At 70.4% G+C, this 23,439-nt stretch carries 24 protein-coding genes, 1 tRNA gene and 1 pseudogene; 6 read left to right on the forward strand and 20 right to left on the reverse strand.

Annotated elements, in window-relative coordinates; translation table 11 throughout:
* Positions 1–111: 111 nt before the first annotated feature.
* Positions 112–408 carry a hypothetical protein gene (locus PD653B2_RS07855; protein WP_085871775.1) on the forward strand — a complete coding sequence of 99 codons (297 nt, stop codon included), beginning with the start codon at positions 112–114 and terminating at the stop codon, positions 406–408.
* The gene (locus PD653B2_RS07860; protein WP_085871776.1) at positions 408–1,715 is read left to right on the forward strand and encodes a hypothetical protein; all 1,308 of its coding nucleotides are present in this window, start codon (positions 408–410) and stop codon (positions 1,713–1,715) included. Before PD653B2_RS07855 ends, PD653B2_RS07860 begins: the two co-directional genes overlap by 1 nt.
* 20 nt (positions 1,716–1,735) lie before the next feature.
* On the opposite strand, the gene PD653B2_RS07865 is transcribed toward PD653B2_RS07860, so the two are convergent.
* Both PD653B2_RS07865 and PD653B2_RS07870 read right to left on the reverse strand, forming a co-directional pair.
* Positions 1,736–2,929 (reverse strand): tyrosine-type recombinase/integrase, encoded by a 1,194-nt coding sequence (locus tag PD653B2_RS07865; RefSeq protein ID WP_085871777.1) that lies wholly within the window; start codon positions 2,927–2,929, stop codon positions 1,736–1,738.
* A gap of 6 nt (positions 2,930–2,935) precedes the next feature.
* Positions 2,936–3,166, reverse strand: a complete 231-nt coding sequence (locus PD653B2_RS07870) for a helix-turn-helix transcriptional regulator (RefSeq protein WP_085871778.1) — start codon at positions 3,164–3,166, stop codon at positions 2,936–2,938.
* A 318-nt stretch (positions 3,167–3,484) separates the two neighbouring features.
* Here PD653B2_RS07870 and PD653B2_RS07875 point away from each other — a divergent pair, with 318 nt between their 5' ends.
* The 3 genes from PD653B2_RS07875 (at position 3,485) to PD653B2_RS07885 (ending at position 6,520) form a co-directional block, all read left to right on the forward strand.
* On the forward strand, positions 3,485–4,696 hold the full coding sequence (locus PD653B2_RS07875) for an IS481 family transposase (protein ID WP_085871779.1): 1,212 nt from the start codon (positions 3,485–3,487) through the stop codon (positions 4,694–4,696).
* A gap of 321 nt (positions 4,697–5,017) precedes the next feature.
* On the forward strand, positions 5,018–5,299 hold the full coding sequence (locus PD653B2_RS07880; RefSeq protein WP_085871825.1) for a helix-turn-helix transcriptional regulator: 282 nt from the start codon (positions 5,018–5,020) through the stop codon (positions 5,297–5,299).
* Between the two features lie 123 nt (positions 5,300–5,422).
* Positions 5,423–6,520, forward strand: a complete 1,098-nt coding sequence (locus tag PD653B2_RS07885) for a tyrosine-type recombinase/integrase (RefSeq protein WP_165763381.1) — start codon at positions 5,423–5,425, stop codon at positions 6,518–6,520.
* A 69-nt stretch (positions 6,521–6,589) separates the two neighbouring features.
* On the opposite strand, the gene PD653B2_RS07890 is transcribed toward PD653B2_RS07885, so the two are convergent.
* From PD653B2_RS07890 to PD653B2_RS07960, 15 genes and pseudogenes are all read right to left on the reverse strand, one after another.
* Positions 6,590–6,663 (reverse strand) — tRNA-Pro (locus tag PD653B2_RS07890).
* Positions 6,664–6,727: 64 nt separating this feature from the next.
* Positions 6,728–6,853, reverse strand: a pseudogene (locus PD653B2_RS25590) (DUF664 domain-containing protein); the annotation flags it as partial.
* A gap of 49 nt (positions 6,854–6,902) precedes the next feature.
* A complete protein-coding gene (locus PD653B2_RS07900; RefSeq protein WP_085871781.1) occupies positions 6,903–7,865 on the reverse strand; it encodes a hypothetical protein in 963 nt (320 codons plus the stop codon).
* Positions 7,862–9,262 carry a ribosome biogenesis GTPase Der gene (gene der / locus PD653B2_RS07905; protein ID WP_085871782.1) on the reverse strand — a complete coding sequence of 467 codons (1,401 nt, stop codon included), beginning with the start codon at positions 9,260–9,262 and terminating at the stop codon, positions 7,862–7,864. The genes PD653B2_RS07900 and der overlap by 4 nt, the downstream gene beginning before the upstream one ends.
* Complete coding sequence (locus PD653B2_RS07910; protein WP_242665186.1) at positions 9,259–10,029, reverse strand: lysophospholipid acyltransferase family protein; 771 nt, start codon at positions 10,027–10,029, stop codon at positions 9,259–9,261. Before PD653B2_RS07910 ends, der begins: the two co-directional genes overlap by 4 nt.
* A complete protein-coding gene (gene cmk / locus PD653B2_RS07915) occupies positions 10,026–10,724 on the reverse strand; it encodes a (d)CMP kinase (protein ID WP_242665187.1) in 699 nt (232 codons plus the stop codon). The genes PD653B2_RS07910 and cmk overlap by 4 nt, the downstream gene beginning before the upstream one ends.
* Positions 10,725–10,735: 11 nt before the next feature.
* Positions 10,736–11,800: a prephenate dehydrogenase gene (locus PD653B2_RS07920; protein WP_085871783.1), complete on the reverse strand. Its 1,065-nt coding sequence runs from the start codon at positions 11,798–11,800 to the stop codon at positions 10,736–10,738.
* Complete coding sequence (gene aroH / locus PD653B2_RS07925; protein WP_085871784.1) at positions 11,790–12,176, reverse strand: chorismate mutase; 387 nt, start codon at positions 12,174–12,176, stop codon at positions 11,790–11,792. Before aroH ends, PD653B2_RS07920 begins: the two co-directional genes overlap by 11 nt.
* Before the next feature lie 124 nt (positions 12,177–12,300).
* Positions 12,301–12,855, reverse strand: coding sequence for a hypothetical protein (locus PD653B2_RS07930; RefSeq protein ID WP_085871785.1), 555 nt, complete (start codon positions 12,853–12,855; stop codon positions 12,301–12,303).
* Complete coding sequence (locus tag PD653B2_RS07935; RefSeq protein ID WP_085871786.1) at positions 12,852–13,628, reverse strand: pseudouridine synthase; 777 nt, start codon at positions 13,626–13,628, stop codon at positions 12,852–12,854. Before PD653B2_RS07935 ends, PD653B2_RS07930 begins: the two co-directional genes overlap by 4 nt.
* Positions 13,629–13,638: 10 nt before the next feature.
* The gene (scpB, locus tag PD653B2_RS07940) at positions 13,639–14,349 is read right to left on the reverse strand and encodes an SMC-Scp complex subunit ScpB (protein ID WP_085871787.1); all 711 of its coding nucleotides are present in this window, start codon (positions 14,347–14,349) and stop codon (positions 13,639–13,641) included.
* Positions 14,342–15,232, reverse strand: a complete 891-nt coding sequence (locus PD653B2_RS07945; RefSeq protein WP_085871788.1) for a segregation and condensation protein A — start codon at positions 15,230–15,232, stop codon at positions 14,342–14,344. The genes scpB and PD653B2_RS07945 overlap by 8 nt, the downstream gene beginning before the upstream one ends.
* Positions 15,229–15,582: a hypothetical protein gene (locus PD653B2_RS07950; protein WP_085871789.1), complete on the reverse strand. Its 354-nt coding sequence runs from the start codon at positions 15,580–15,582 to the stop codon at positions 15,229–15,231. Before PD653B2_RS07950 ends, PD653B2_RS07945 begins: the two co-directional genes overlap by 4 nt.
* Complete coding sequence (locus PD653B2_RS07955) at positions 15,567–16,556, reverse strand: ParA family protein (protein WP_085871790.1); 990 nt, start codon at positions 16,554–16,556, stop codon at positions 15,567–15,569. The genes PD653B2_RS07950 and PD653B2_RS07955 overlap by 16 nt, the downstream gene beginning before the upstream one ends.
* Positions 16,557–16,827: 271 nt before the next feature.
* A complete protein-coding gene (locus tag PD653B2_RS07960) occupies positions 16,828–17,139 on the reverse strand; it encodes a GNAT family N-acetyltransferase (protein WP_085871791.1) in 312 nt (103 codons plus the stop codon).
* 22 nt (positions 17,140–17,161) lie between these two features.
* Here PD653B2_RS07960 and PD653B2_RS07965 point away from each other — a divergent pair, with 22 nt between their 5' ends.
* Complete coding sequence (locus tag PD653B2_RS07965) at positions 17,162–18,541, forward strand: glycoside hydrolase family 26 protein (RefSeq protein WP_085871792.1); 1,380 nt, start codon at positions 17,162–17,164, stop codon at positions 18,539–18,541.
* Positions 18,542–18,572: 31 nt separating this feature from the next.
* Here PD653B2_RS07965 and PD653B2_RS07970 read toward each other — a convergent pair whose 3' ends face one another.
* The 3 genes from PD653B2_RS07970 to ald all read right to left on the reverse strand — a co-directional run bounded on the left by PD653B2_RS07970 (position 18,573) and on the right by ald (position 23,314).
* Positions 18,573–21,152 (reverse strand): DEAD/DEAH box helicase, encoded by a 2,580-nt coding sequence (locus PD653B2_RS07970; protein WP_085871793.1) that lies wholly within the window; start codon positions 21,150–21,152, stop codon positions 18,573–18,575.
* 97 nt (positions 21,153–21,249) lie between these two features.
* Positions 21,250–22,182 (reverse strand): site-specific tyrosine recombinase XerD, encoded by a 933-nt coding sequence (gene xerD / locus PD653B2_RS07975; protein WP_085871794.1) that lies wholly within the window; start codon positions 22,180–22,182, stop codon positions 21,250–21,252.
* Between the two features lie 7 nt (positions 22,183–22,189).
* Positions 22,190–23,314: an alanine dehydrogenase gene (gene ald, locus PD653B2_RS07980; RefSeq protein WP_085871795.1), complete on the reverse strand. Its 1,125-nt coding sequence runs from the start codon at positions 23,312–23,314 to the stop codon at positions 22,190–22,192.
* Between the last annotated feature and the right edge of the window lie 125 nt (positions 23,315–23,439).

Below are 23,439 nucleotides of genomic sequence, written 5' to 3' on the forward strand. Positions count from 1 at the left end.
CCTCGGCCCCGCCCGTCCAGCGACCTGTCCACAACTCGCACAACCGGATCGCCGCCATCCCGCCACGCGGCCAGACGGTGGACGGCGACCCACCCCACGAGAGGACCCGGCATGTTGCTCGCCCACGCAGTCACACTCGCCTCGGCGCGGTCATACCTCGCGGCCCTCGCCGATCAAGCGCTGACCTTCGACGCCTCGGTCGAGTACGAGCGCGCCCTGTTCCAACTCGACTTCCTCCACGGGGACTTCATCCCCGGCATCTCGCGCGTCCCGGCATACAGCCGCGACGTCCTGTTCGACGTCGCCTATGCCGCCATCGAGGAACTCGCCGAGCACTGCATCGACCTGCTCTCGGTCGAACTGCTGCTCGACATGCTGGAGGTGGCCTGGGCGAAGGACTTGCCCTGATGTACGGCGAGAACAGCGGCCATCTCCGCGACGCCATGGGCGCGCTCCTGCGCGAGCACCGCATCCAGCAGCGCCTCGGCGGCAAGGGCACCCACACCGTGCCCGAGACCACCACCGTCGCCGAACGCGAGGAACTCGGCCGGCAGATCCGCCGCTACCGCGAATGCGTGCTGACCTGGAGCCTGCAGGCAGTTCGCGCCGCCAACCCGCGCGCCGACCTCGGAGGCACTACCGTCCACAGTCGCGGGCCAGCCGAAGAGCTGCGGTTCCGACTGACGGAGACACTAACGGCGTCGAGTGCCGACCTAGCGCCTTCCGAGGAACTCACCACCGAACAGCAGTTCGCCACTGTCGAGGCCTGGCGACAGGCCGCCCGTTCTGCGGTGCTCGGCGAACACGACTTCCCGGCCGGAGTTCGTTACAGCGACCTGACCGACCAGCAGTGCATGACGGTGCTCAAGGACGCCGCCGACGTTGTCCGCGGACTCGTCGCGCTCGACCGCCGCTACTCGAACGTGCCCGGGTGGGAGAAGCTCCACAACCAAGGTTGGCTCGGCCGCGCCGCGCAGACTTGCGCCGCCCACGCCGGATACGACGAGCCCGACTACGCCGTCGACCGACACGGATGGCAGCCAGCACCCCAACCTCTTGACGGCCCCGCGATGTCGGGCCTGGCTGGAGTGATGCAGGCGCAGCACAACCTGCTGCTGAGCCTCGACGAGTTGCCGGACGCCCGGAGCCTCCGCGTCGTCCTCGACTCCCAGCGGGTGGTCACACACGAAGTCGCACTCCGCCTCGGCGAGTCCGTACCCGACTTGGCTTCGAAATGGGCATCCCGCGAGGACACCTACATCAAGCTCGTGCGCGAAACGCGCGACCTCGGTGGCCTCCTCGGCCGAGGCGACGCCGCCGGCCATGCTTCCATCGCCGCGAGCCGCGCACAGAAGCTCGGCCGCGAACCATTGGCCGACGCCAAGCAATTGCATCAGGTCGATCGCCTCTTCACCCGCATCGATCAACGCATCTGCGCCGCGATCGAGCACGGAGTTCGAGAACGGCTCTACTTCGTCCGTGTGCCGATCGCGCGCGTCGACGACCTGTCGGCGGGCCTCGTCAAGGAACGGCGACAGCGTTACTTGCCCATCACGTCGCCCGTCCAGTCCGACCTCATCGCCATCGCCCGCAATGAACTGCGCCCGGAGCCGATCCGGCTGAGCGTGCCGATCACCGCTGCCAGGAGCCGCGCCGACTTCGAGGCCGCGATTGATCATCGACCCGGCGACTCCGGACGTCCGCTTGCGCTGTGAGAAGTCGACGCTGGTTGGACTCAGGCATCATCGGCCTGCCTCCGTGGGGCCAGCGACTCCAGGATCTCGGCGGTCACCGGGTTCACCTTCTCATCGGGCTCGATGTAGTGCTCCTTGGTGATCTTCGAGGAGGTGTGACCGAGCATCTCCGCGGCGAGATCCGGGCCGCTTGCACGATCGATGAACGTGGCGACTGTCCGGCGGAACGAGTGCGGGGTGACTCCCTCGATGCCTGCCTCAGCCATGACGCTGCGAAGTCGCCGGCGCACGTTGTTTGTCGTCAGCGGCGTCCCGTTGCGGGTCACGAAAAGCAGATGCTCTGGCTCGTCCTTCGCCACCGCGACAAGCCGTTGCCGAAGCACCTCCGCGGTGAAGCTCGGCACCGCCACCGTCCGGGTCGACTTCGTCGTCTTTGGGTGGGACTGTCGGTGGGTGGGCTTCCCGGACGGGGAAACGATCGTTCCGCAGATGCGCACGGTCGCCGGACAGACCGTCACGTCCACATCGCAGCGCCGGATCGCAAGCACCTCGCCGATGCGCGCGGATGTTCCCAGCATTACCTCGATGATCTGTTCCAGTTGCCCGTCCGGCGGAGGACCAGGAACGCCGGGGCCACGACGCCAGCCGCGAACCGCCGCCCGGATCGCATCGACCTGCTTGGCCGTGAGCGCCATCGCCTGCGACGGCGGCTTCTTGAGCCGAGTCGTGTCGCGCACCGGGTTCTTGGCGATGGCGTCATACCGGACGGCCAGCCCGAACGCGAGACTGAGCACCGTTCGCGCCTGCTTGGCCATGCTGTAGCTCTTCGTGATCGCCAGGGTCTTGATGAACTGGTCGACCTTGCGCACGGTGACCTCGCGCAGCGTGTAGTGCTCGAAGGCCGGCATGACGAGCTGGCGCATGTTGCGCTCGTACAAGGCCCGAGTGCTCGGTGCGAGCTTGCCCTCCAGATCGAGATCATCCAGCCAGACCTCGACGAGCCCGGCGAACGACGTGTCGCCCGTGAGTTCTCCGCTGGCGACGTGACTCTGCCGCTGCGCGAGGGATGCCTTCAATGCTCGAAGGGCGTCCTTGTTCGACGAACCGGTCGCCGACACCCTTCGAATCTGACCATCATCGTCGCGATAGCGGGTACGTGCGCGAACCCTGCCGCCGGGCATCTTGACGTAGGTGATGTCACCGAACGTGCCGATCGGGGTACGTGGTCTGCCCATGTCAGCTCACCGACCCTTGGGGGCCCGCCCCGTGACGTCCTCGCGCTGCTGCTGGAGCCACTCGTTGACGTCGGCCACGAAGTAGCGCAACTGTCGCCCGACGTGGACCGCACGCGGACCACGACCGGCCAATCGCCAGTCGTGCAGCGTTCGCGTGGGGACGTTGAGGTACTCGGAGAGTTCCTCGATCGAGATCAGCGGCGCGAGGCCGCTCACGGTGATCGTCGTGCTGTCCATGCCAAGCAGGTGCGCCGGCCGGACCGCGCGAGACCGCACCAACCGGTGCGACTCCGTACCCGTTTCGGGGATCAGCCGCCAAAGGGGCTTCTGGACAGGGTTTCTGGACCCTAAGTGGACACATGATCAAGTCCCACAAACCTTTCAGGCGCGGAACCCGTAGGTTCCGCGCCTGAAATTCGTAGCGGGGGCAGTGTGCTGGTTCAGGACATCCCGGAGCCATGTCTCAAGACATCCCGGAGCCATGTCTCAAGACATGCCGGAGTGATGTCGCGAGTCATCCCGGACTGAGCCTCGGCCCGGTTCCAGCGTCCGGGCATGACACTCAACCGATTACTGATCACCTCCGTGATGATCGAGAACCGACCCGTCCGCGAGGTCGCCGCCCAGTACGGCGTCTCCCAGTCCTGGCTCTACGAGCTCCTCGCCCGCTACAAGGCCGAGGGCGAGACCGCCCTCGAACCCAGCTCCCGGCGCCCCCACAGCGTCCCGACCACGACCCCGACCGAGACCGTCGACCTGATCCTCGAACTCCGCGAGAAGCTGACCACCACCGGCCTGGACGCCGGCCCCGACACCATCAAGTGGCACCTCGAGCACCACCACCGCACCGTGGTGTCCCGAGCGACGATCGCGCGCTACCTGACCAAGGCCGGGCTGGTCGTGCCGGAACCGAAGAAGAAACCGAAGTCGTCCTACATCCGGTTCGCCGCCGCCATGCCAAACGAAACCTGGCAGTCCGACTTCACCCACTACCGACTCCGTCACCCCGACGGCCGACCGGGCGCCGACACCGAGATCCTGACCTGGCTCGACGACTGCTCCCGCTACGCCCTCTCGGTCACCGCCCACCACCGGGTCACCGGCCCGATCGTGCTGGCCACCTTCCGCACAACCGTTGCAGAGCACGGGATCCCGGCCTCGACGCTGACCGACAACGGGATGGTCTTCACCACCCGGCTCTCCCAGGGCAAGAAGGGCGCCGGCACCCGCAACGGCTTCGAGACCGAGCTGCGCCGTCTCAACGTGGTGCAGAAGAACGGGCGGCCCAACCACCCCACCACCCAGGGCAAGGTGGAGCGGTTCCAGCAGACGATGAAGAAGTGGCTACATGCCCAGCCCGAGCAGCCGACCACGATCGACGACCTCCAGGCACTGATCGACGCCTTCGTCGAGGAGTACAACGACCACCGGCCCCACCGGTCGCTACCGCACCGAGCGACGCCGGCCACGGTCTACACCAGTCGCCCCAAGGCCACCCCGAGCACCGGCGACCGCGACGACGACACCCACGACCGCGTCCGCAACGACAAGGTCGACAAGTCCGGCAAGATCACCTGGCGCTACCACGGCCAGATGTACTCCATCGGCATCGGCCGAACCCACACCGGAACCCGCGTCATCATCCTGTCCCAGGACCTCGACATCCGCGTCATCGACGCCGCCACCGGCGAACTCCTCCGCGAGCTCGTCCTCGACACCTCCAAGCGCTACCAAGGCACCGGACGCCCACCAGGCCCCACCCGCTGAAACGAAGGAGGGCCGAACCCACGTCTATTGGGTTCGGCCCTCCACGATGTCTTGAGACATCACATTCGTAGCGGGGGCAGGATTTGAACCTGCGACCTCTGGCTAACAGATCAAGCCACCGCAAACGAGAGCACGGCAGATCAAGTCCGAGCCGGTTGTAACCAAGGTGTTCTCGACCTCCCGACGAACTTCTCGACGCGGCGAGAGTTGACCCTCCATGGCGTCACTTCACCCGGGGGTTCTCCACAGGCAGGCCGGTTTCCGGTGCACACCTTCAGTCACGAGGGCAAACCTGTCCTCGTCACGACGAAGGAGCACATCATGAGCACGACTGTCGACACCACCGTGGAGGGTGGCATCCTCACCATCGACCAGGCCGCGGCTTACCTCTCGATCCCGAAGGCGACGCTGTACACCTGGCGGACCCGGCGAGCGGGCTTCGGGCCGAGAGCCGTGAAGCTCGGGGGCTGCCTGCGCTACCGCCGTTCAGATCTGGACGTCTGGGTCGCCGAGCACCTGGAGAGCTTCGACGACTCGCCGGCCGTCCCGGAGCAGCGACCGGGGGACGGGGTTTCGCTGTCCCGAGCGAGCCGGCCGCGCTGAAGGGGGTGCGAGATGGGACGCGGACGCCCACCGACATCGCTGGGGACCTGGGGAACGATCCGAACGACGCGGGTCCGCGAGGGTGTGTACCGGGCGCGCACCCGGATCCGGGACAAGGACGGCGTGCCCCGCGAGGTCACGGCTACGGGCACCACGATCGCTGCTACGGAGCGTGCGTTGCGCGAGAAGCTCGTCGATCGAGCGACGCCGACGCAACAGGCGATCACCGCCGACACCACCATCGCGAAGCTCGCAGCCCTGTGGCTCACCTTCCTGCGCGACGAGGGCCGGATCGAGGCCACGACCATCAACGAGTACGAGCGCGTGCTCAACAAGGTCGTGATCCCTGAGCTTGGGGGCCTGCGACTTCGGGAGGTAACCACCAGTCGACTGGACCTGTTCCTCGTCCGACTCCGGGCGACGAGCGCCAGCCGTCAACGAAAGACGAAGGTGGTGATGGGCGCAATGCTGGGGATGGCTGTGCGTCACGACGCACTCACCGTGAACCCGGTTCAGCAGACGTCACGCATCCACCGCGAGAGGTCCGAGACTCGATCGCTGACCCTTGAGGACCTTGCCACCGTCCGGGAGGCTCTCCGCGCGTGGACGGCCAAGCAACGGCCCGGACCAAAAGCGTCCAGCGACATGGCCGACATCATCGACCTGATGCTGGCCACTGGGGCGCGGATCGGTGAGATCCTGGCGGTCCGCTGGATCGACGTCGCACTCGACGCCACCCGTCCGAACCTCACCATCAACGGAACGATCAAGACCGAGCCGGGCAAGGGCACGTACCGCAAGGCCAGCCCAAAGTCGGACGCCAGCGTGAGGACGGTCGTCCTTCCGGACTTCGCCATCGCAGTGCTCAAGCGCCGTCAGGCGGCAGCGCGAGAGAACCCGAACGACGCCGTGTTCCCGACACGCAACGGCACCTGGCAACAGGTCAACAATGTCGAACGCCGCTGGCGCCAGATTCGCAAGGACACCGGCCTCGACTGGGTCACGCCCCACACGTTCCGCAAGACCGTGGCGACGCTCATCTCTGAGCGGGTCGACACCGAGACCGCCTCTCAGCAGCTCGGCCACTCCTCCCCCGCCATCACCCGTGAGTTCTACATCTCGAAGCCGGCGATCGCCGCCGACGTCGCGCACGTCCTGGACGAGTTGGCCGAGGCAGATCCGGAGGGCGGCCCGAATACTTCGGGAATAAGTAGGGAATAGCGCCGTCGGGTTCAAAACCAGAACCGGCTCTGACCCAGCGTTTCTGCAGGTCAGAGCCGGTTTCTTCGGTCGGGCTGACAGGATTTGAACCTGCGACCCCTTGACCCCCAGTCAAGTGCGCTACCAAGCTGCGCTACAGCCCGAACGGCCTTCTCCCGAAGGCCGCGTGAACCATATCGCAGCGGGGGCCGGGTTTCGGAATCGGGCTCAGCCCATCGACTTCTGACCGTCGATCGTCTCGCGCAGGATGCCGGCGTGGCCGGCGTGCTGCGGGGTCTCGGCGACGATGTGCACGGAGACCCGGCACGCCGACCAGCGCCCGCCCGGCTCGAGCCACGGCGCAGGACAGGGCTCGAGGAACGACTCCGGTCAGTGCGTGGCCTCAGTCGGAAGAGACTTCCCCGGAGTCGTTCGAGACCTTCAGCGCGGACGAGTCGACGGCCACGAACGCCGAGGCGGGGATCTGCTCGAGGTCCTCGATCAGCCGCTCCGGCCAATGGGAGCTTTGCTCGCCCTGGAAGAACCACGGCGACCCGTTGTCGGCGAGCACCAGGCCGTAGGTCTTCATCGCCTCGATCACGCTCACGGCGTACGGCGAGAAGCCCTGCGTCGAGAAGCCCGCCCTCAACCGGAAGCGAGCGCCCATCGGCGGATAGGCCAGGCTCGACCTCGAGCCGGCGTCGTGCCGGGCCGGCCAGAGGTGGTGCTTGCTGGTGATGTCGGTGGTGAAGCGGATCGCGTGGTCGATGTCGTCGGCCTTGACCTCGTTCCACCGCAGCAGCCCCGGCAGGATCGGCAGACCGGCGGCGTCCGCCGAGGTCCAGCCTTCGGGCCGCAGGTCGTTGCTCTTCAGCGACCACACCGCGCCCGAGCCGGCCCGCCAGCGGCCGTCGCGGATCCGGGTGTTCCAGGTCTCGTAGAGCCTGCAGGTCCCCTGGTCGACGACGATCGCGTGCTTGTCGCCGTCCGAGCCGCGGCCGCCCTCGATCCGGGTGTCGGCGCCGAGCGGGTAGCGGACCCGGTCGCTCTCGCCGGCGTAGTCGAACCGCACCGACACCGTGCGGTGGGACGACTTCACGACCGTGATCGGGATGCCGTAGTCGGGGCCGTCGCCGTACGACGGCCCGAAGTCGGGGTGCAGGTCGACCCCGGTCGACATGTGCGAGAGCCACTGCCGGCTGCGGGCGTGCACCGGCAGCCCGCTGACGTCGGCGCGCCACCAGTTGTCGGCCGGGAACTCCGAGCACGACGTGCCCGCGATCGGCTTGGCGGACGGGACCGGAGCGCTCGCGGCCAGGGCCGTCGTGGGTACGACGAGCGCCAGGACCGCGAGCAGCCGGATCACCGCTTGCGCTTCTCCCGCGGCCGCTGCTGCAGCACGATCGGGGTGCCGACGAAGCCGAACTCCTCGCGCAGGCGGCGCTCGATGAAGCGCTCGTAGCCCGCGTCCAGCTTGCCGCTGGTGAAGAGCACGAACGTCGGAGGCGCGGTCGAGGCCTGGGTGCCGAAGAGGATCTTGGGCTGCTTGCCGCTGCGCACCGGGTGCGGGTGCTCAGCGACCAGGCGGCCGAGGAAGCCGTTGAGCGCGCCCGTGGTGATGCGGGTCTCCCAGCCCTCGATCGCACGCTCCAGCGCGGGGACCAGCCGGTCGACGTGCCAGCCGGTGCGCGCGGTGATGTTGATCCGCGGCGCCCACTGCACCTGGACGAGCTCGCGCTCGATCTCGCGGTCGAGGTAGTAGCGGCGCTCCTCGTCGACGAGGTCCCACTTGTTGAAGGCGATGACCAGTGCCCGGCCGGCCTCGCGGACCGTCTGGAGGATCCGGACGTCCTGCTCCGACAGCGGCTGTCCGCCGTCGACGACGAGTACGGCCACCTCGGCGCGGTCGATGGCGGTGGAGGTGCGCAGCGACGCGTAGTACTCGTGCCCCGACGCCTCCTTGACCCGCTTGCGGATGCCCGCGGTGTCGATGAAGCGCCAGGTCTTGCCGCCGAGCTCGATCAGCTCGTCGACCGGGTCGACGGTGGTGCCGGCGACGTTGTCGACGACGACCCGCTCCTCGCCGGCGAGCCGGTTGAGCAGCGAGGACTTGCCGACGTTGGGCTTGCCGACGATCGCGATGCGATGCGGGCCGCGGACCTCCTCGAAGCTCTCCGCCGGGGGCTCGGGCAGCGCCGCCAGTACGGCGTCGAGCATGTCGCCGGAGCCGCGTCCGTGCAGCGCCGAGACCGGCCAGGGCTCGCCCAGGCCGAGGTTCCACAGCCCGAAGGCCTCGGCCTCGGTGCGCTGGTCGTCGACCTTGTTGGCGGCGAGCACGACCGGCTTGCCCGAGGCGCGCAGGATCTTGACGACCGCCTCGTCGTGGTCGGTGATCCCGACCGTCGCGTCGACGACGAAGAGCACCGCATCGGCGAGGTTGACCGCGATCTCCGCCTGGGCGCGGATCGACTCGGCCAGGCCGCGGGCGTCGGGGTCCCAGCCGCCGGTGTCGACCACCGTGAAGGCACGGCCGTTCCAGTGGGCGTCGTACGACACCCGGTCGCGGGTGACCCCGGGGACGTCCTCGACGACCGCCTCGCGGCGGCCGATGATGCGGTTGACCAGCGTCGACTTGCCGACGTTGGGTCGGCCGACGACGGCGAGCACGGGGACGGGTCCCTGCGCCTCGGCCGTAGCGTCGCCAGGCTGCTCGGTGGTCGGATCGGTGGGCTCGGACGAGGGCACGCCCTCGGGCTCGCTCATGGTGCTCCTTGATCGGTGACCCCGGTGTCGGGGTCGGGTTCTGCATCGGCGGCGGGCAGCGGTCCAGGCAGTTCCCGCCCGGTCAACGCGCGCGCCTGGTCCAGCTGGACCAGCATGTGCTCTCGGAGCAACAACGAGGACCGCTCCACTTGTTCCTTGGTCCGCGGCCAGGGCACGGGGTCGAACGTGAACGGCTCGCCGTACACGACATCGACGATGGCGCCGCGCGACGGGATCGAGTTGGACCCGCCCCCCGGATCACGGGTGCCCAGCATCGTCACGGGGACGATCGGCGCACCGGTGACGAGCCCGAGGTAGCCCGCGCCGCGGTGGAAGCGGCGCAGGTCGCCGGCCCCGCGGCTGCCCTCGGGGAAGATGCCGACCGCGAGCCCGTCGCGCAGCGCGCGCAGGCAGCTCTTCACCGCCGCCGGGTCGGTGTTGAAGCGGTCGACGTTGATCTGGCCGGAGGCGAGCAGGAGGGGTCCGAGCTTGCTCTCGAACATCTCCTCCTTGGTCAGCGCGTGGACGGGCCGCGGGGCGAAGATCGCGAGCAGCGGGCCGTCGGCGACACCGACGTGGTTGCACGCGAAGATCACCGGTCCGTCCGTCGGCACCCGGTCGTGGTGGTGCTGGCGGACGCGGAACCGGCGCCGGATCGCGAAGCGGGCCAGCGGGCGCAGCGAGTAGAGGAGGAACCGGCGCGTCGGGCGGGTCCGGTCGCTGCGCGGGAGCTCGGTGTGCGGCGCGGAGGCCGAGGACCGCATCATGTCCGCGCCTCGACGTCCTCGACCAGGGCGACCACCCGGTCGATCACCTCGTCGAGCGTGTACGGCGTCGTGTCGAGGTGGACGGCGCCGTCGGCCATGGTGAGCGGGGCGGTCGCCCGGCTGGAGTCGATCCGGTCGCGGGCCAGCAGCGACTCCTGGGTCGCGGCGACGTCGCCGCCCGCCTCCGCGGCACGTCGTACGGCGCGAGCCGACGGGTCCGCGCTCAGGTAGAGCTTCACCGGAGCGTCCGGGGCCACGACCGACCCGATGTCGCGGCCCTCGACGACGATGCCGGTGACCGCGGCGTCGCGGGCGATCGTCTCGCGCTGGAGCTGGAGCAGCCGGGTCCGGACCTCGGGGACCACGCTCACCGGCGACACCGCGGCGTTCACCGGGTCGCTGCGGATCTCCGCGGCGACGTCGACGCCGTCGACGGTGATCGTGGGGTCGAGGGGGTCGGTGCCGGACACGATCTCGGGCTCGGAGCAGCGTGCGGCGACCGCGGCCGGGTCGTGGACGTCCACGCCCTCGCCGAGCAGCCACCACGTCATCGCGCGGAACATCGCACCCGTGTCGAGGTAGCGCATTCCCAGCCGGGCGGCGACGCCGCGCGATGTGCTCGACTTGCCTGATCCGGAGGTGCCGTCGATCGCGACGACCAGTCCAGGAACGGGAGTACGGCGGGAGCTGCTCACGGGCCCGCAGCCTACCGGTGAGTGACCCAGTCCCGGGATTCCAGAGACGCGAGCAGGTGCTCGGCGCGCGTCTCGTCGACGACCAGCTCCACCAGCCCGACCGGGCGACCCGGGTCGTGGTCGATGTGGATGTCCTCGATGTTGACCTCGCTGGCGCCCGCGTCGGCGAACAGGCGCGCCAGCTCGCCGGGGTGGTCGGGCACCGAGACGAAGACGGAGCGCATCGGCCGGACCGGTCCGCCGTGCTTGCCCGGGATCGCCTGTGTGCCGGCCACACCCTGTCGGAGGAGCGCCTCCAGGCCGGGCCGGTCCGCGCTCGAGACAACTGTGATCAGGGTGTCGAGCTGGGCCCGCACCTCCCCCAGCAGGTCGAGGACCGCCTCGGAGTTGGCGGTGACGATCTGGCCGTACAGCTCGGGGTCGCCGGCGGCCACGCGGGTCACGTCGCGCACGCCCTGCCCGGAGAGCGCGAGGTGCTGCTCGGGCGCCTCGGCGAGGCGGGCGGCGACCAGCGAGGCGAGCAGGTGCGGCACGTGCGAGGTCCGCGCGACCGCCCGGTCGTGCTCCTCGGGCGCCAGCCGGACCGGGACGGCGCCGCACACCCGCACGAGCGCCTCGACGAGCGCGACGGCGGCAGGGTCCGACAGGGCGTGCGGCGTGATCGCCCACGGGCGGCCGTCGAAGAGCGCCGCGCTCCCGGCCAGCGGCCCGGAGCGCTCGCTGCCGGCCATCGGGTGCCCGCCGACGTAGCGCGCGACGCCCGGCAGGGCGGTCACGGCCGCCAACGGACCGTTCTTCACGCTCCCGACGTCGGTCACGACCGCGTCGCTCGCGTCGAGCGCGCGGGCGATCTCGGCGCCCAGGTGGTCGGGCGGCACCGCGACGACCACGAGCTGCGGCCGGTCGCCGTCGGCGCGCGGGCGGCCGGCGCCGAGGCCCGAGGCGGTGCGCAGGTTCTCCGACGAGGGGTCCGTGAGGATCACGTCGATCCCGGCGCGGCGGCAGGCGAGCCCGATCGAGGTGCCGAGCAGGCCGGCCCCGACCACCTCGACCGGACCGGTCAGCTCATTCGTCATCGGGCACCGAGCGGACGCGCGTCAGGTCCTTGCGGAGCGCGGCGGCGCCGTGCAGGTAGACGTGGGTGATGTCGGTCCTGGGCAGGTCCGTCTCGACGTGGGCCATCATCCGCACCACGCGTGGCATCGACCCCGCGATCTCGAGCTCCCGGGCGCAGATCAGCGGCACGTCGCCGAAGCCGAGCCGGCGCGCGGCGTACGCCGGGAACTCCGACACCAGGTCGTTCGTCGCCGTGAAGATCACGGAGATGAAGTCGTCGACCTCGAGGCCGTTGGCCTCCATGACGTCGACCACCATCTCGGCGACGCGCTCGAGCAAGTGGTCGCGCACGTCCGCCTCGAGCTGGGTCGCTCCTCGCACTGCCCTGACTGCCACGCGGCAAGGTTATCCAGAGGGGACACCCGGGCCGGGCCCGGTCTCATGAAGGCTGGTGGCTCCCGAACGACCCGTGCTGCCTGCTGGATCCGCCACGCCGCCGCCGGGGCCCCGTCGTACGGTCTCAGAGCCGCTGGCAGCCGCGCACGGGACCGAGCTGGGTGAACCTCAGCTCGCCGTTCCCGCTGCGTTGGATCGTCCGGCCGAGGAAGCCGACGGTGACGAAGGGCCAGGGCTTCGCCCCGCCGACGCCGCCGCTCCTGTTGCCGCTGCAGCCGCCCTCGCGGTAGGCGAGCTCGATGTTGAACTGCAGGAGGTCGCCGCTGCCCAGGTCCTGGTCGATCGGCAGGGTGGCGTCGACCCCGAGGTCATCGAGCCGCTGGGAGGTCGACGGGCCGGCCCGGACGACCCACTCGCCCTGGGAGCCGAAGGACGGCAGCAGCACGTGGCCGACGTGCACGGTCTGCGATCCACCGTTGGAGATCGTGATCGTGACCGTGCAGGCCATCCCGCGCTGGGCCCGGATCGTGTGGTCGTCCTCGAGGGTGGCACCGGCGCACACCGGACGGGCCGTGTGCACCTCGATCAGCTCCAGCGCCTGCGCCGTCTGGACCCACCACGCGCCGACGCACACCGCCATCAGGAGCAGGAGGGCGCCGAGCGCGAGGATGCGCTTCACATCTGGGCATTGTCCAAGAGCTCGCCGAGCTCGTCCAGCGTCAGCTCGCGCAGCGCCCCGGGGTCCAGACCACCCAGCTGCACGGGTCCGATCGCGGTGCGGGTAAGGCGGCGCACCGGGTGGCCGAGCTGTTCCAGGAGGCGCCGCACGATCCGGTTGCGGCCCTCGTGGATCACCAGCTCGACGATCGACTTGGCGCCCTTGCCACGGCCCGAGACGCTGATGATCCGCGCCTTCGTCACGGTGACCGGGCCGTCCTCGAGCTGCACCCCCTCGAGCAGCGTCGCCACGGTGGCCTTGGTGACCTCGGCGTCGACCTCCGCGACGTACGTCTTGTCCACCTCGTAGGACGGGTGCGCCATCCGCTGGGCGAAGTCGCCGTCGTTGGTGAGCAGCAGCAGCCCGGACGTGTCGGTGTCGAGCCGGCCGACGTGGAAGAGCCGCTCCGGACGGTCGGCGACCAGGTCGGAGATGGTCCGGCGGCCCTCGGGGTCGGACATCGTCGACACCACCCCGCGGGGCTTGTTGAGGACCAGGTAGACCTTCTCCGAGATCGGCGGCAGCCGCTTGCCGTTGACCCGGATCACCGCGGTGCGCGGGTCGACCTTGGTGCCGAGCCGGGTGACGATCTCGCCGTCGACCTCGACCAGCCCCTCGAGCATCAGCTCCTCGCACTTGCGGCGCGACGCGACGTTCGACATGGCCAGCAGCTTCTGCAGCCGGATCAGCCCGTCGTCGTCCATCTCGAGCCCGGAGCTGTGGACGTCGTTCATGCGGGGTTGCTCATGTGGGCTCGGTCCCGCCGTCGGGCTCGGTGCCGTCGCCGCTGTGCGGCGACGGGTGCGGGTGGTCGGGGGCCGGCTCGGCGGCCGGCTCGGGGGCCTGCTCGCTGGCCACGGGTGCCGCCATCTCGGCGAGCTCGTCCTCGAGGTCGTCCATGTCGGGCAGGTACGGCGCGAGCTCCGGCAGCTCGTCGATCGAGGTGACGCCGATCCGCTCCAGGAAGTAGCCGGTGGTCGAGTACAGGTTGGCTCCGGTCTCGTGGTCCTGGCCGGACTCCTGCACGAGGCCGCGGGTCAGCAGGGTGCGCATGACGCCGTCGACGTTCACCCCGCGGATGGCCGAGACCCGGGCCCGCGACACCGGCTGCTTGTAGGCGACCACGGCCAGCGTCTCGAGCGCCGCCTGGGTCAGCCGGGCCTGCTGCCCGTCGAGGACGAAGCCCTCGACGACCGCGGCGTACTCGTCGCGGGTGTAGTAGCGCCAGCCGCCGCCGATGTTGCGCAGCTCGAACCCCCGGCCCTGCTCCGTGTACTCCGCCGCGAGCGCGCCGAGCGCCTCGGTGACCTCGTCGACCGGGTAGCCGACCGCCGTCGCCAGGGTGACCGCCTCGAGCGGCTGGTCGGCGACCATCAGCACCGCCTCCAGCGAGGGCCGCAGCTCGGCGACGGGGACGTCGAGGGTCGCCTCGGTCATCTCGGTGGTCTCACTCATCGTCGTCTCCCTCGGGTGCTACCTCTGCCGGTGGGTCCGCCTCCGGCGGCGCGCCGTCGAACTCGTCGTGGATCAGGTCGTCGACATCGGCGTCGTCGTCACCGGTCCAGCGCACGGTCAGCTCACCGAGCGGCGTCACCTGGTCGAACGACACGGCCCCCTCACGGAACAGCTCGAGCAGCGAGAGGAACCGCGCCACGGTGGTCAGCCGGTCGGGCGAGTCACCGCAGAGGGCCCGGAAGGTCATCGTGCCCGACCGGCGCAGCCGGTCGACCACCAGGGCGGCCTGCTCGCGCACGCTCACCTTCGCGGCGTGGATGTGGTGCAGCGAGACCTCGAGCACCGGCTTGGGCTCGAGCGCCTTCGCCGCGATCTGGGCGAACTGCTCCAGGCCGATCCCGATCAGCACCTCGGGCAGCAGGCCGGCGAACCGCTCCTCCAGCCCGACGACACGCGGGTGCCGCTTCGACTCGACGGCCAGGCGCTGCTCGAGGACCGTCGCCACCTGCTTGAAGGCGCGGTACTGCATCAGCCGGGCGAAGAGCAGGTCGCGCGCCTCCAGGAGCGCGAGGTCCTCCTCGTCCTCGATGTCGCCCTGGGGCAGCAGCCGCGCGGCCTTCAGGTCGAGCAGGGTCGCGGCCACGAGCAGGAACGACGTCGTCTCCTCGAGCTCCCACGTCGGGCCTGCGGCCTTCACGTGGGCGATGAACTCGTCGGTGACCTGCGAGAGCGACACCTCGGTGATGTCGAGCTTGTGCTTCGAGATCAGGCTCAGCAGGAGGTCGAAGGGACCCTCGAAGTTGTCGAGACGGACGGCGAAGGCCGGCGTCTCCCCCGCCGCAGGGTCCACGGCGGCAGCTGGGTGGTCGACGGAGGCCGTCATCCCTCGGTCAACCGTCGGACCAGCGCGCTGTCGTCGCCCTGGGCTTCATAGTCGGCCAGCACCAGCGCGACGGCCTCCCGCACCAGGCGCCCGCGGTCGACCGCGAGGCCCTGGGAGCGGCGCAGCATCAGCCGGGCGTGCTCGATGTCGAGCAGCTCGTCCGAGGTGATGTAGACCGTCATCTTCTCGTCGTGCCGGACCCGGCCGCTCGGCTTCTTCGGGCTGGTGTCGGCCTCGGCCGGCTCCTCCACGGGCTGCTCGGGCGGCGCCTCGGCCGGGACGGAGTGGTCCGGCTGTGCGGTCGGGCGGAAGAGGTCGTCGGCGGCCGGGAGGCTCACTCGTCGTGACAACGATCCAGCACCTCTCTGGCCAGCTGGCGGTAGGCCTCGGCACCCGTCGAGCTCGAGGCGTACGACGTGATCGGCTCGCCCGCGACGGTCGAGTCCGAGAACTTCACGGTCCGGCGGATCACCGTGTGGAACACCTTGTCGCCCCACGCCTGCACGAGCCGGTCCATGACCTCACGGCTGTGGAGGGTGCGGCCGTCGTACATGGTGCCGAGGACGCCGTCGATCTCGAGCTTCGGGTTGAGCCGCTCGCGCACCTTGTCGATGGTCGTCTTGAGCAGCGCGACGCCGCGCAGGGCGAAGTACTCGCACTCGAGGGGCACGATGACCCCGTCGGACGCGGTGAGCGCGTTGACGGTGAGCAGGCCGAGCGAGGGCTGGCAGTCGATGAGGACGATGTCGTACTTCTCCAACGCCGGCGCGAGCACCCGCTGCAGGGTCTGCTCGCGAGCGACCTCGTGCACCAGCTGCACCTCGGCCGCCGACAGGTCGATGTTGGAGGGCAGCAGGTCCATGCCCTCGACCCCGGTCGGCACGATGACGTCGTCGACCTCGACGTCGCGCTGCATCAGGAGGTTGTAGATCGTCAGGTCCATCTCGTGCGGGTTGAGCCCGAGACCGACCGACAACGAGCCCTGCGGGTCGAAGTCGACGAGCAGCACCTTGCGGCCGTACTCGGCCAGCGACGCACCCAGGTTGATCGTGGTCGTCGTCTTGCCGACGCCGCCCTTCTGGTTGCACATCGACACCACGCGGGCGTGACCGTGCTCCGTGAGGGCCCGCGGCTCCGGGATGTCCGGCATCGGGCGTCCGGTCGGACCGAGCGACACCTCGGCCGGGACCGGGGTGACCGGCTCCTCGGGGGTCGGGCGCTCGAACGGAAGGGGGTCGGCCACGGGCAGCTCATCTCCGAGACTCTGCGAAGGGTGGGGCGAAGGATGGGGGGAAGGGCGGGGCGACAGGGACGTGCGGACCATCGGGGGGATCTCGCCGGCGGTGCTCCCGGAACTCCCGGACTGGGGGAACGATCCCCGAAAGCTGCCACCTGCGCTCATTCGACGCTCCTCACCGACATGTCGACACAACGACTTGTGGCCGACTCGGGCGACTCTAGGACCGCCCTCCGACGGCGACAAGCCGAAGCCGGAAACCCCCAGCCCGCAGGGGAAATCTGTTGATGAGTTGTGCACTCGCCAGTCGGCAGTTGCACAGGCAGGGGCCTGCCTGTGCACTCACCTGTGGAGGAGATCAGGACTGCTTCGTGCCGGACGGCGGGTCGGCCACCAGGTCCGCATAGTCCGGGTGCTTCTCGATCCAGCCCTTGATGAAGGGGCACAACGGGAGCACCTTCCGGGTGCCGGAGGCGCGGACGTCGTCCAGCGCGAACCGGGCCAGGGCGCTGCCGACCCCGCGGCCCTCGTAGGCGTCCTCCACCTGGGTGTGGGTGAAGATCACCAGCTGGTCGGTGAGCTCGTACTCGGCGAACCCGGCCAGCTCGCCGTCGAGGCGGGCCTCGTACCGGCTGACCTCGGGATTGTGCGAAGTCGCGACGTCGGTCATGCCCCGAGCCTAGACTGCGGGGGTGCGCCCATCCGCGGCCGTCGAGGTCCTGCTGGCGGGGTTGCTCACGGGGGGCTTGATCGCGTCCGGGGCGACCCCTGTCCACGCGCGCCCGCTGCCCGTCGAGAAGGTCGCCACCACGCTCACCGCCCGGCTCGCTCCCCCGGTGGTCATCGCCGGGGAGCCTGCCTCGCTCGTCGCGCAGCTGACCCCGGCGAGGACGCGGTCGCTCACCGTCGAGACCCTGAGCGACGGCGTCTGGTCGACGCTCGGCAACGCGACCAGCAACGGCGCCGGGCGCGCCGTCGTCCCCCTCGACACCAGCATGGTCGGCAGCCAGGTCCTCCGCATCGTCGCGCCCGCCCAGGGCAACCTGCCCGTCCGGCGCTCCGCCCCGGCGGTCCTCAAGGTGACCGACCCGGCGACCTGCACCCCGAAGCCCGCGCTCGTCGACCCGCTCGCGACCCCCGCCGCCCGCTGCCTCGCCGCCCGCCTGGACTCGTGGCGGTCGACCGGGCTGATGGGAGTCGGTCAGCAGCTCAACGTGTCCAGCTCTGCCTACGCCGCGCCCCTGACCGCGCTCGGCAACCGGCGGGTCTCCGTGGTCGGCTTCGACCTCCAGGAGCTGGCGCTGAGCGGCACCTACGAGTTCCCGTTCCAGGACCAGGTGCTCGCCGACCTGGCGGCGCTCGCCCGGTCCGGTGTCGTGCTGAGCGCCTCGTGGCACGCCACGAACCCGGGCAACGGCAACGGCTTCTCCGACCGCGGGTGGCACGACCTGGACGCGCTGCTCGACAGCTCGACGCCCGAGTACGCCGAGTTCTGGAGCGACTTCGACGCCAAGATGGCGCTGCTCGGGCAGCTGCAGGATGCCGGCGCGGCGGTCGTGTTCCGGCCGTTCCACGAGGCGAACGGCGACTGGTTCTGGTGGGGTCACCCGGACCCCGCGACCTACCGGCACCTGTGGAGGCTCATGCAGGAGCGCGCCGCCGCGGACGGCGTCCACAACATCGTCTGGGGCTACTCCTTCGCCGCGAAGGTCGGCTCGTGGATCCGGGACCCGGCCAAGCTGCTGCCCGCGAAGGTCGACCTCGCCGGCATCGACGCCTACGACCCCGAGGCCGGCGCCGGCAACGCCAAGGACCTCCTCCCGACGCAGGGCTACGCCGCGATCGCCGCCCGGGTGAAGCGGATGGCGATGACCGAGGTCGGCCCCCACGGCAGCGTCAACGGCACCTGGAACCCCGCGGTGGTCACCCGCACCGCCAAGACCCTGACGTCGTCCCCGCTCTGGGCGATGCTGTGGTTCGACGACCGCGACGGCAAGAAGCAGATCTCCAGCCTCGCCGGGGGCCGGTCCTGGCTCGGCTCCTGCCCGAACGCGTTCTGCTACCTGCGCTGACGCCGGTGGTCGAGGAGGTTGCGCAGGAAGGTCAGCCGCCGAGGTTCCGCATCGCGACCGCGGCCATCACGAGCTCACCGGCCTCGTCCGAGGCGTCCAGGTCGGCGACCGCCTCGATCACCCAGTCGTGGTTGCCGTCGGGGTCGTGGAGCGTCTGCCGGACCCGCCACAGGCGGGCGGTGACCCCCTCCTCCACCCCCGCGGGCCCACCGACAGCCGGCTCGACGTGCAGCAGCGCCGGGCCGCGCGCGTCGCCGTCGGTGGCGACGGAGTCGTGCTCGGCGTAGTACTCCTCGATCGCGGCGTCCCAGAGCGACCGGGTCATCACGACGTCGCGCGGCGGGTCGGTGCGGTCGGCGGCGGCCCGCTCCAGCGCCATCAACCCGTCCAGGTTGTCGCGGGCGACCATCTCGACCCGACGGAACATGGCGTTGCGGACCATCACCCGGAACGCCCGGTCCTGCTTCGAGATCGGCCGCGGCGACGGGGGCGGCTCGTGGTGCGCGACGTCCGCGCGCACGTGCTCGGGGTCGTTGAGCGCCTCCCACTCGTCGAGCAGCGACGAGTCGGTCTGCCGCACGGTCTCCCCCAGCCACTCGATCAGGTCCTCGAGCTCGGGCGTGCGGTGCGCGTCCGGCACGGTCTGGCGCAGCGTGCGGTAGGCGTCCGTCAGGTAGCGCAGCACCAGCCCCTCCGACCGCGCCAGCTGGTAGCGCCCGACGAAGTCCGTGAAGCTCATGCCCTGCTCGTACATCTCCCGCACGATCGACTTCGGCGACAGCGCGTCCTCGCGCAGCCACGGGTGCCGCTCGCGGTAGATCTCGTACGTCGCGCCGAGCAGCTCGGCGAGCGGCTGCGGCCAGGTGACCTCCTCGAGCAGCGTCATCCGCTCCTCGTACTCGATCCCGTCGGCCTTCATCTCGGCGACCGCCTCACCGCGGGCGACGTGCTGCTGCTGGAAGAGGATCTGGCGCGGACCTTCGAGCACCGCCTCGATCACCGACACGATGTCGAGGGTGTAGGTCTCGGACTCCGGGTCCAGCACGTCGAGCGCGGCCAGCGCGAAGTGCGCGAGCGGCTGGTTGAGGGCGAAGTCGACCGGCAGGTCGACGGTCAGGACGTAGCGGCGGCCGAACTCGTCGATCTCGTCGAGCCGGGTCAGCGTCCCGGAGCGCAGCAGCGACCGGGCCAGGCGGACCGCCCGCCGGGCCAGCCGGAGCTGGGCGCGACGGTCCTCGTGGTTGTCCATCAGGAGCCGTCGCAGGACCGGGAAGGCGTCCTCCTCGCGAGCCAGGACGTTGATGAGCATCGCGTTGTCGACCTTCATCCGCGACATCAGCGGCTCGGGCTCGCCGGCGACCAGCTTGTCGTAGGTCTGCTCGGTCCACACGACGGCGCCCTCGGGCGCCTTCTTCAGCTGCGCCTTGCTGCCCCGCTTCGCCTGCTTCTCGGCGCTCATCGCGGCGTTCTTGGCCGCGGACTTCGCCTTGGCCCGCTCGTTGGCGATGGTGTGCTCGGGCGCCTGGACGACGACGTACCCGGCCGTGTCGTAGCCGGCCCGGCCGGCGCGGCCCGCGATCTGGAGGAACTCGCGGCTGCGCAGCACCCGCGACCGGTTGCCGTCGTACTTCGCGAGCCCGCTGAAGAGGACCGTCCGGATCGGCACGTTGATGCCGACGCCGAGCGTGTCCGTCCCGCAGATCACCCGCAGCAGCCCCGCCTGGGCGAGCTGCTCGACGACCCGCCGGTAGCGCGGCAGCATGCCGGCGTGGTGGACGCCGATCCCCCGGCGCAGCAGCTTCGCGAGCGTCTTGCCGAAGCCGGCACCGAACCGGAAGCCGGCGAGCCGTTCCGCCAGCTCGTCGCGCTGCTCGCGATCGGCCGCCGCCCAGCCCGCGTTCAGCAGGGACGTCGCCTGCTCCACCGCGTCCTTCTGGGTGAAGTGCACGACGTAGACCGGCGACTGGTTGGTGGTCACCAGCTCCTCGAGCGTCTCGATCATCGGCGTCATCGCCCAGGTGAAGTTCAGGGGCACGGGGCGTACGGCGTCCGCGACGATCACCGTCTCGCGACCGTTGCGGCGCGTCAGGTCGGCTGCGAGCTCGGTCATGTCGCCGAGCGTGGCCGACATCAGCAGGAACTGCGCCTGCGGCAGCTCGATCAGCGGCACCTGCCACGCCCAGCCACGGTCCGGCTCGGCGTAGAAGTGGAACTCGTCCATGACGACCAGCCCGACGTCGGCCGACGTGCCCTCGCGCAGCGCGATGTTGGCCAGCACCTCGGCGGTGCAGCAGATGATCGGCGCGTCCGCGTTGACCGAGGCGTCGCCGGTGAGCATGCCGACGTTGTCGGCCCCGAAGACCTCGCACAGCGCGAAGAACTTCTCGCTGACGAGCGCCTTGATCGGGGCGGTGTAGAACGAGACCCGGTCCTCGGCGAGCGCGGCGCGGTGGGCCGCCTCGGCGACCAGCGACTTGCCCGACCCGGTGGGGGTCGCGAGCACGACGTTGTCGCCCGCCAGGATCGAGAGGATCGCCTCCTCCTGGTGCGGGTAGAGCGTCAGCCCGCGGTCGGCGGCCGCCTGGGTGATCTCGTCCAACAGGTCTGTCACGTGGTCAGTCTCCCTGATCGACCGCCGTGGCCCGTCGTCGGTCGAGTAGCCCGGTCACGACCGAGGAACGAGGTCGCGACCGGGCGTATCGAGACCACTAGTCCCGTGCTCGGGGGTGCGCCGTCGCGAAGACCTCGCGCAGGTTGTCGACGGTGACGAGCGTGTAGACCTGCGTCGTCGTGACCGACGCGTGTCCCAGCAGCTCCTGGACGACACGCACGTCGGCCCCGCCGTCGAGCAGGTGGGTGGCGAACGAGTGCCGCATCGTGTGCGGCGAGACGTCGCGGGTCACGCCGGCCCGCTCGGCGGCCTTGACCAGCACCGCCCACGCCGACTGCCGGGAGAGCCGTCCGCCGCGGGCGTTGAGGAACAGCGCTCCCCCGGTGGTCGCCTTGGTCGACGCGGCCACCAGCTCGGGGCGCCCGCGCACCAGGTAGGCGTCGACCGCCTCCCGGGCGTAGGACCCGACCGGCACCAGTCGCTCCTTGCTGCCCTTGCCGCGCAGCAGCACGGTCCCGTCGACGGGGTCCAGATCGTCGACGTCGAGCCCGACCGCCTCGGAGATCCGCGCGCCGGTGCCGTAGAGCACCTCCAGCAGCGCCCGGTCGCGCAGCGCCAGCGTCGTGCCGGGCGCGCCGGCGGCCTCGAGGATCGCCTCGACGTCGGCCAGCGGCAGCGCCTTGGGCAGCCGCTTCGCGGGCGACGGCGGCTTCACGGCGCTCGCCGGGTCGACCGTGGCCAGGCCGTCGGCCACCGCGAACTTGTGGAAGCCGCGCACCGCGACGACCGTCCGCGCCGCCGACGTCGCGCTCAGCGCCGGGTGGTCGGCGTCGCCCTCGCGCAGCCGCACGAGGAAACCCGACACCGTCCCCTCCGTGATCGCCGACAGCTCGTCGATGCCGCACTCGGCGAGGTAGCCGGCGTAGCGCCGGAGGTCGCGCCGGTACGACGTCAGCGTGTTCGCAGCGAGGCCGCGCTCGACCGACAGGTGGTCGAGGTAGGTGCGCACCGCACGGGTGATGTCAGGCATGGGGGGTCTAGGCAAGAGCCTCCTCGAGGGGGACGGCGTCGATGCCGACGGCCTCGCCCACGGGCCGGTTGGTGAGCCGGCCGTCGTGGGTGTTGAGGCCGAGCGCGAGGCTGCGGTCGTCCCGGCAGGCCTGGGCCCAGCCCTTGTCGGCGAGCGCCACGGCGTACGGCATGGTCGCGTTGGTCAACGCGTACGTCGAGGTGTTCGGCACCGCGCCGGGCATGTTCGCCACGCAGTAGAACGTCGAGTTGTGCACGGTGTACGTCGGGTCCGCGTGGGTGGTCGCGTGGGTGTCCTCGAAGCAGCCGCCCTGGTCGACGGCGATGTCGACCAGCACCGAGCCCGGCTTCATCCGCGAGACCAGCTCGTTGGAGACCAGCTTCGGTGCCGCGGCGCCCGGGATCAGCACCGCGCCGATCACCATGTCGGCCTCCATCACCTGCTGCTCGATCGCGAGCTTCGACGACGCGAGGCCGTGCACCCGGTTGTTGTAGCGCCAGAACGACATCCGCAGTTTGTCCAGGTCGGTGTCGAGCAGGGTGACGTCGGCGCCCATGCCGAGCGCGATGTTGGCGGCGTTCTGGCCCGAGACGCCGGCCCCGATGATGACGACCTTCGCGTTCGCGACACCGCCCACGCCGCCCATCAGCACGCCGCGGCCGCCCTGGGCCTTGAGCAGCGAGTAGGCGCCGACCTGGGGGGCGAGGCAGCCGGCGACCTCGGACATCGGGTAGAGGAGCGGCAGCCCGCCCGAGGGCAGCTGCACGGTCTCGTAGGCGATGGCGGTGACCTTGCGCTTCAGCAGCTCCTCGGTCAGCGGCTTGTCGGCGGCCAGGTGCAGGTAGGTGAAGAGGGTCAGCCCCTCGCGCATCCGGGGGTACTCCTCGGACACCGGCTCCTTGACCTTCAGCACCAGGTCGATGCCGCCGCTCGTGCCCCACGCCTCCTCGGGCGTCGCCACGATCGTCGCCCCGGCCGCGGCGTACTCCTGGTCGAGGATCTGCGAGCCCACGCCCGCGCCCTGCTCGATGAAGACCTCGTGACCGTGAGCCGTCAGCTCGTGCACGCCGATCGGCGTGATGGCCACCCGGTACTCGTGGTTCTTGACTTCCTTCGGGACGCCGATCTTCATCTGCGCACTTCCTCCTGGCTCGCACGGACGCCACGCCCTTGTGGCGGCGGTCCGACACTATCGCCCGTCGAGCCGGAGGTGCCCCAGCAGGGGAATCGGGCACCGGGAGGCGAGGACGGAGAGGC

This window comes from Nocardioides sp. PD653-B2 (genome assembly GCF_002117935.1).
GTDB lineage: Bacteria > Actinomycetota > Actinomycetes > Propionibacteriales > Nocardioidaceae > Nocardioides.

Excerpts from the sequence above, each read along its gene's own strand:
- PD653B2_RS07920 (WP_085871783.1), bottom strand. The coding sequence starts at position 11,800 with ATGACGAATGAGCTGACCGGTCCGGTCGAGGTGGTCGGGGCCGGCCTG.
- PD653B2_RS07880 (WP_085871825.1), top strand. The coding sequence starts at position 5,018 with ATGAGCACGACTGTCGACACCACCGTGGAGGGTGGCATCCTCACCATC.
- PD653B2_RS07855 (WP_085871775.1), top strand. The coding sequence starts at position 112 with ATGTTGCTCGCCCACGCAGTCACACTCGCCTCGGCGCGGTCATACCTC.
- PD653B2_RS07870 (WP_085871778.1), bottom strand. The coding sequence starts at position 3,166 with ATGGACAGCACGACGATCACCGTGAGCGGCCTCGCGCCGCTGATCTCG.
- scpB (WP_085871787.1), bottom strand. The coding sequence starts at position 14,349 with ATGAGTGAGACCACCGAGATGACCGAGGCGACCCTCGACGTCCCCGTC.
- der (WP_085871782.1), bottom strand. The coding sequence starts at position 9,262 with ATGAGCGAGCCCGAGGGCGTGCCCTCGTCCGAGCCCACCGATCCGACC.
- PD653B2_RS07955 (WP_085871790.1), bottom strand. The coding sequence starts at position 16,556 with ATGGTCCGCACGTCCCTGTCGCCCCGCCCTTCCCCCCATCCTTCGCCC.
- PD653B2_RS07875 (WP_085871779.1), top strand. The coding sequence starts at position 3,485 with ATGACACTCAACCGATTACTGATCACCTCCGTGATGATCGAGAACCGA.
- PD653B2_RS07935 (WP_085871786.1), bottom strand. The coding sequence starts at position 13,628 with ATGAACGACGTCCACAGCTCCGGGCTCGAGATGGACGACGACGGGCTG.
- PD653B2_RS07945 (WP_085871788.1), bottom strand. The coding sequence starts at position 15,232 with ATGACGGCCTCCGTCGACCACCCAGCTGCCGCCGTGGACCCTGCGGCG.
- PD653B2_RS07860 (WP_085871776.1), top strand. The coding sequence starts at position 408 with ATGTACGGCGAGAACAGCGGCCATCTCCGCGACGCCATGGGCGCGCTC.
- PD653B2_RS07910 (WP_242665186.1), bottom strand. The coding sequence starts at position 10,029 with ATGATGCGGTCCTCGGCCTCCGCGCCGCACACCGAGCTCCCGCGCAGC.
- PD653B2_RS07865 (WP_085871777.1), bottom strand. The coding sequence starts at position 2,929 with ATGGGCAGACCACGTACCCCGATCGGCACGTTCGGTGACATCACCTAC.
- ald (WP_085871795.1), bottom strand. The coding sequence starts at position 23,314 with ATGAAGATCGGCGTCCCGAAGGAAGTCAAGAACCACGAGTACCGGGTG.
- PD653B2_RS07960 (WP_085871791.1), bottom strand. The coding sequence starts at position 17,139 with ATGACCGACGTCGCGACTTCGCACAATCCCGAGGTCAGCCGGTACGAG.
- xerD (WP_085871794.1), bottom strand. The coding sequence starts at position 22,182 with ATGCCTGACATCACCCGTGCGGTGCGCACCTACCTCGACCACCTGTCG.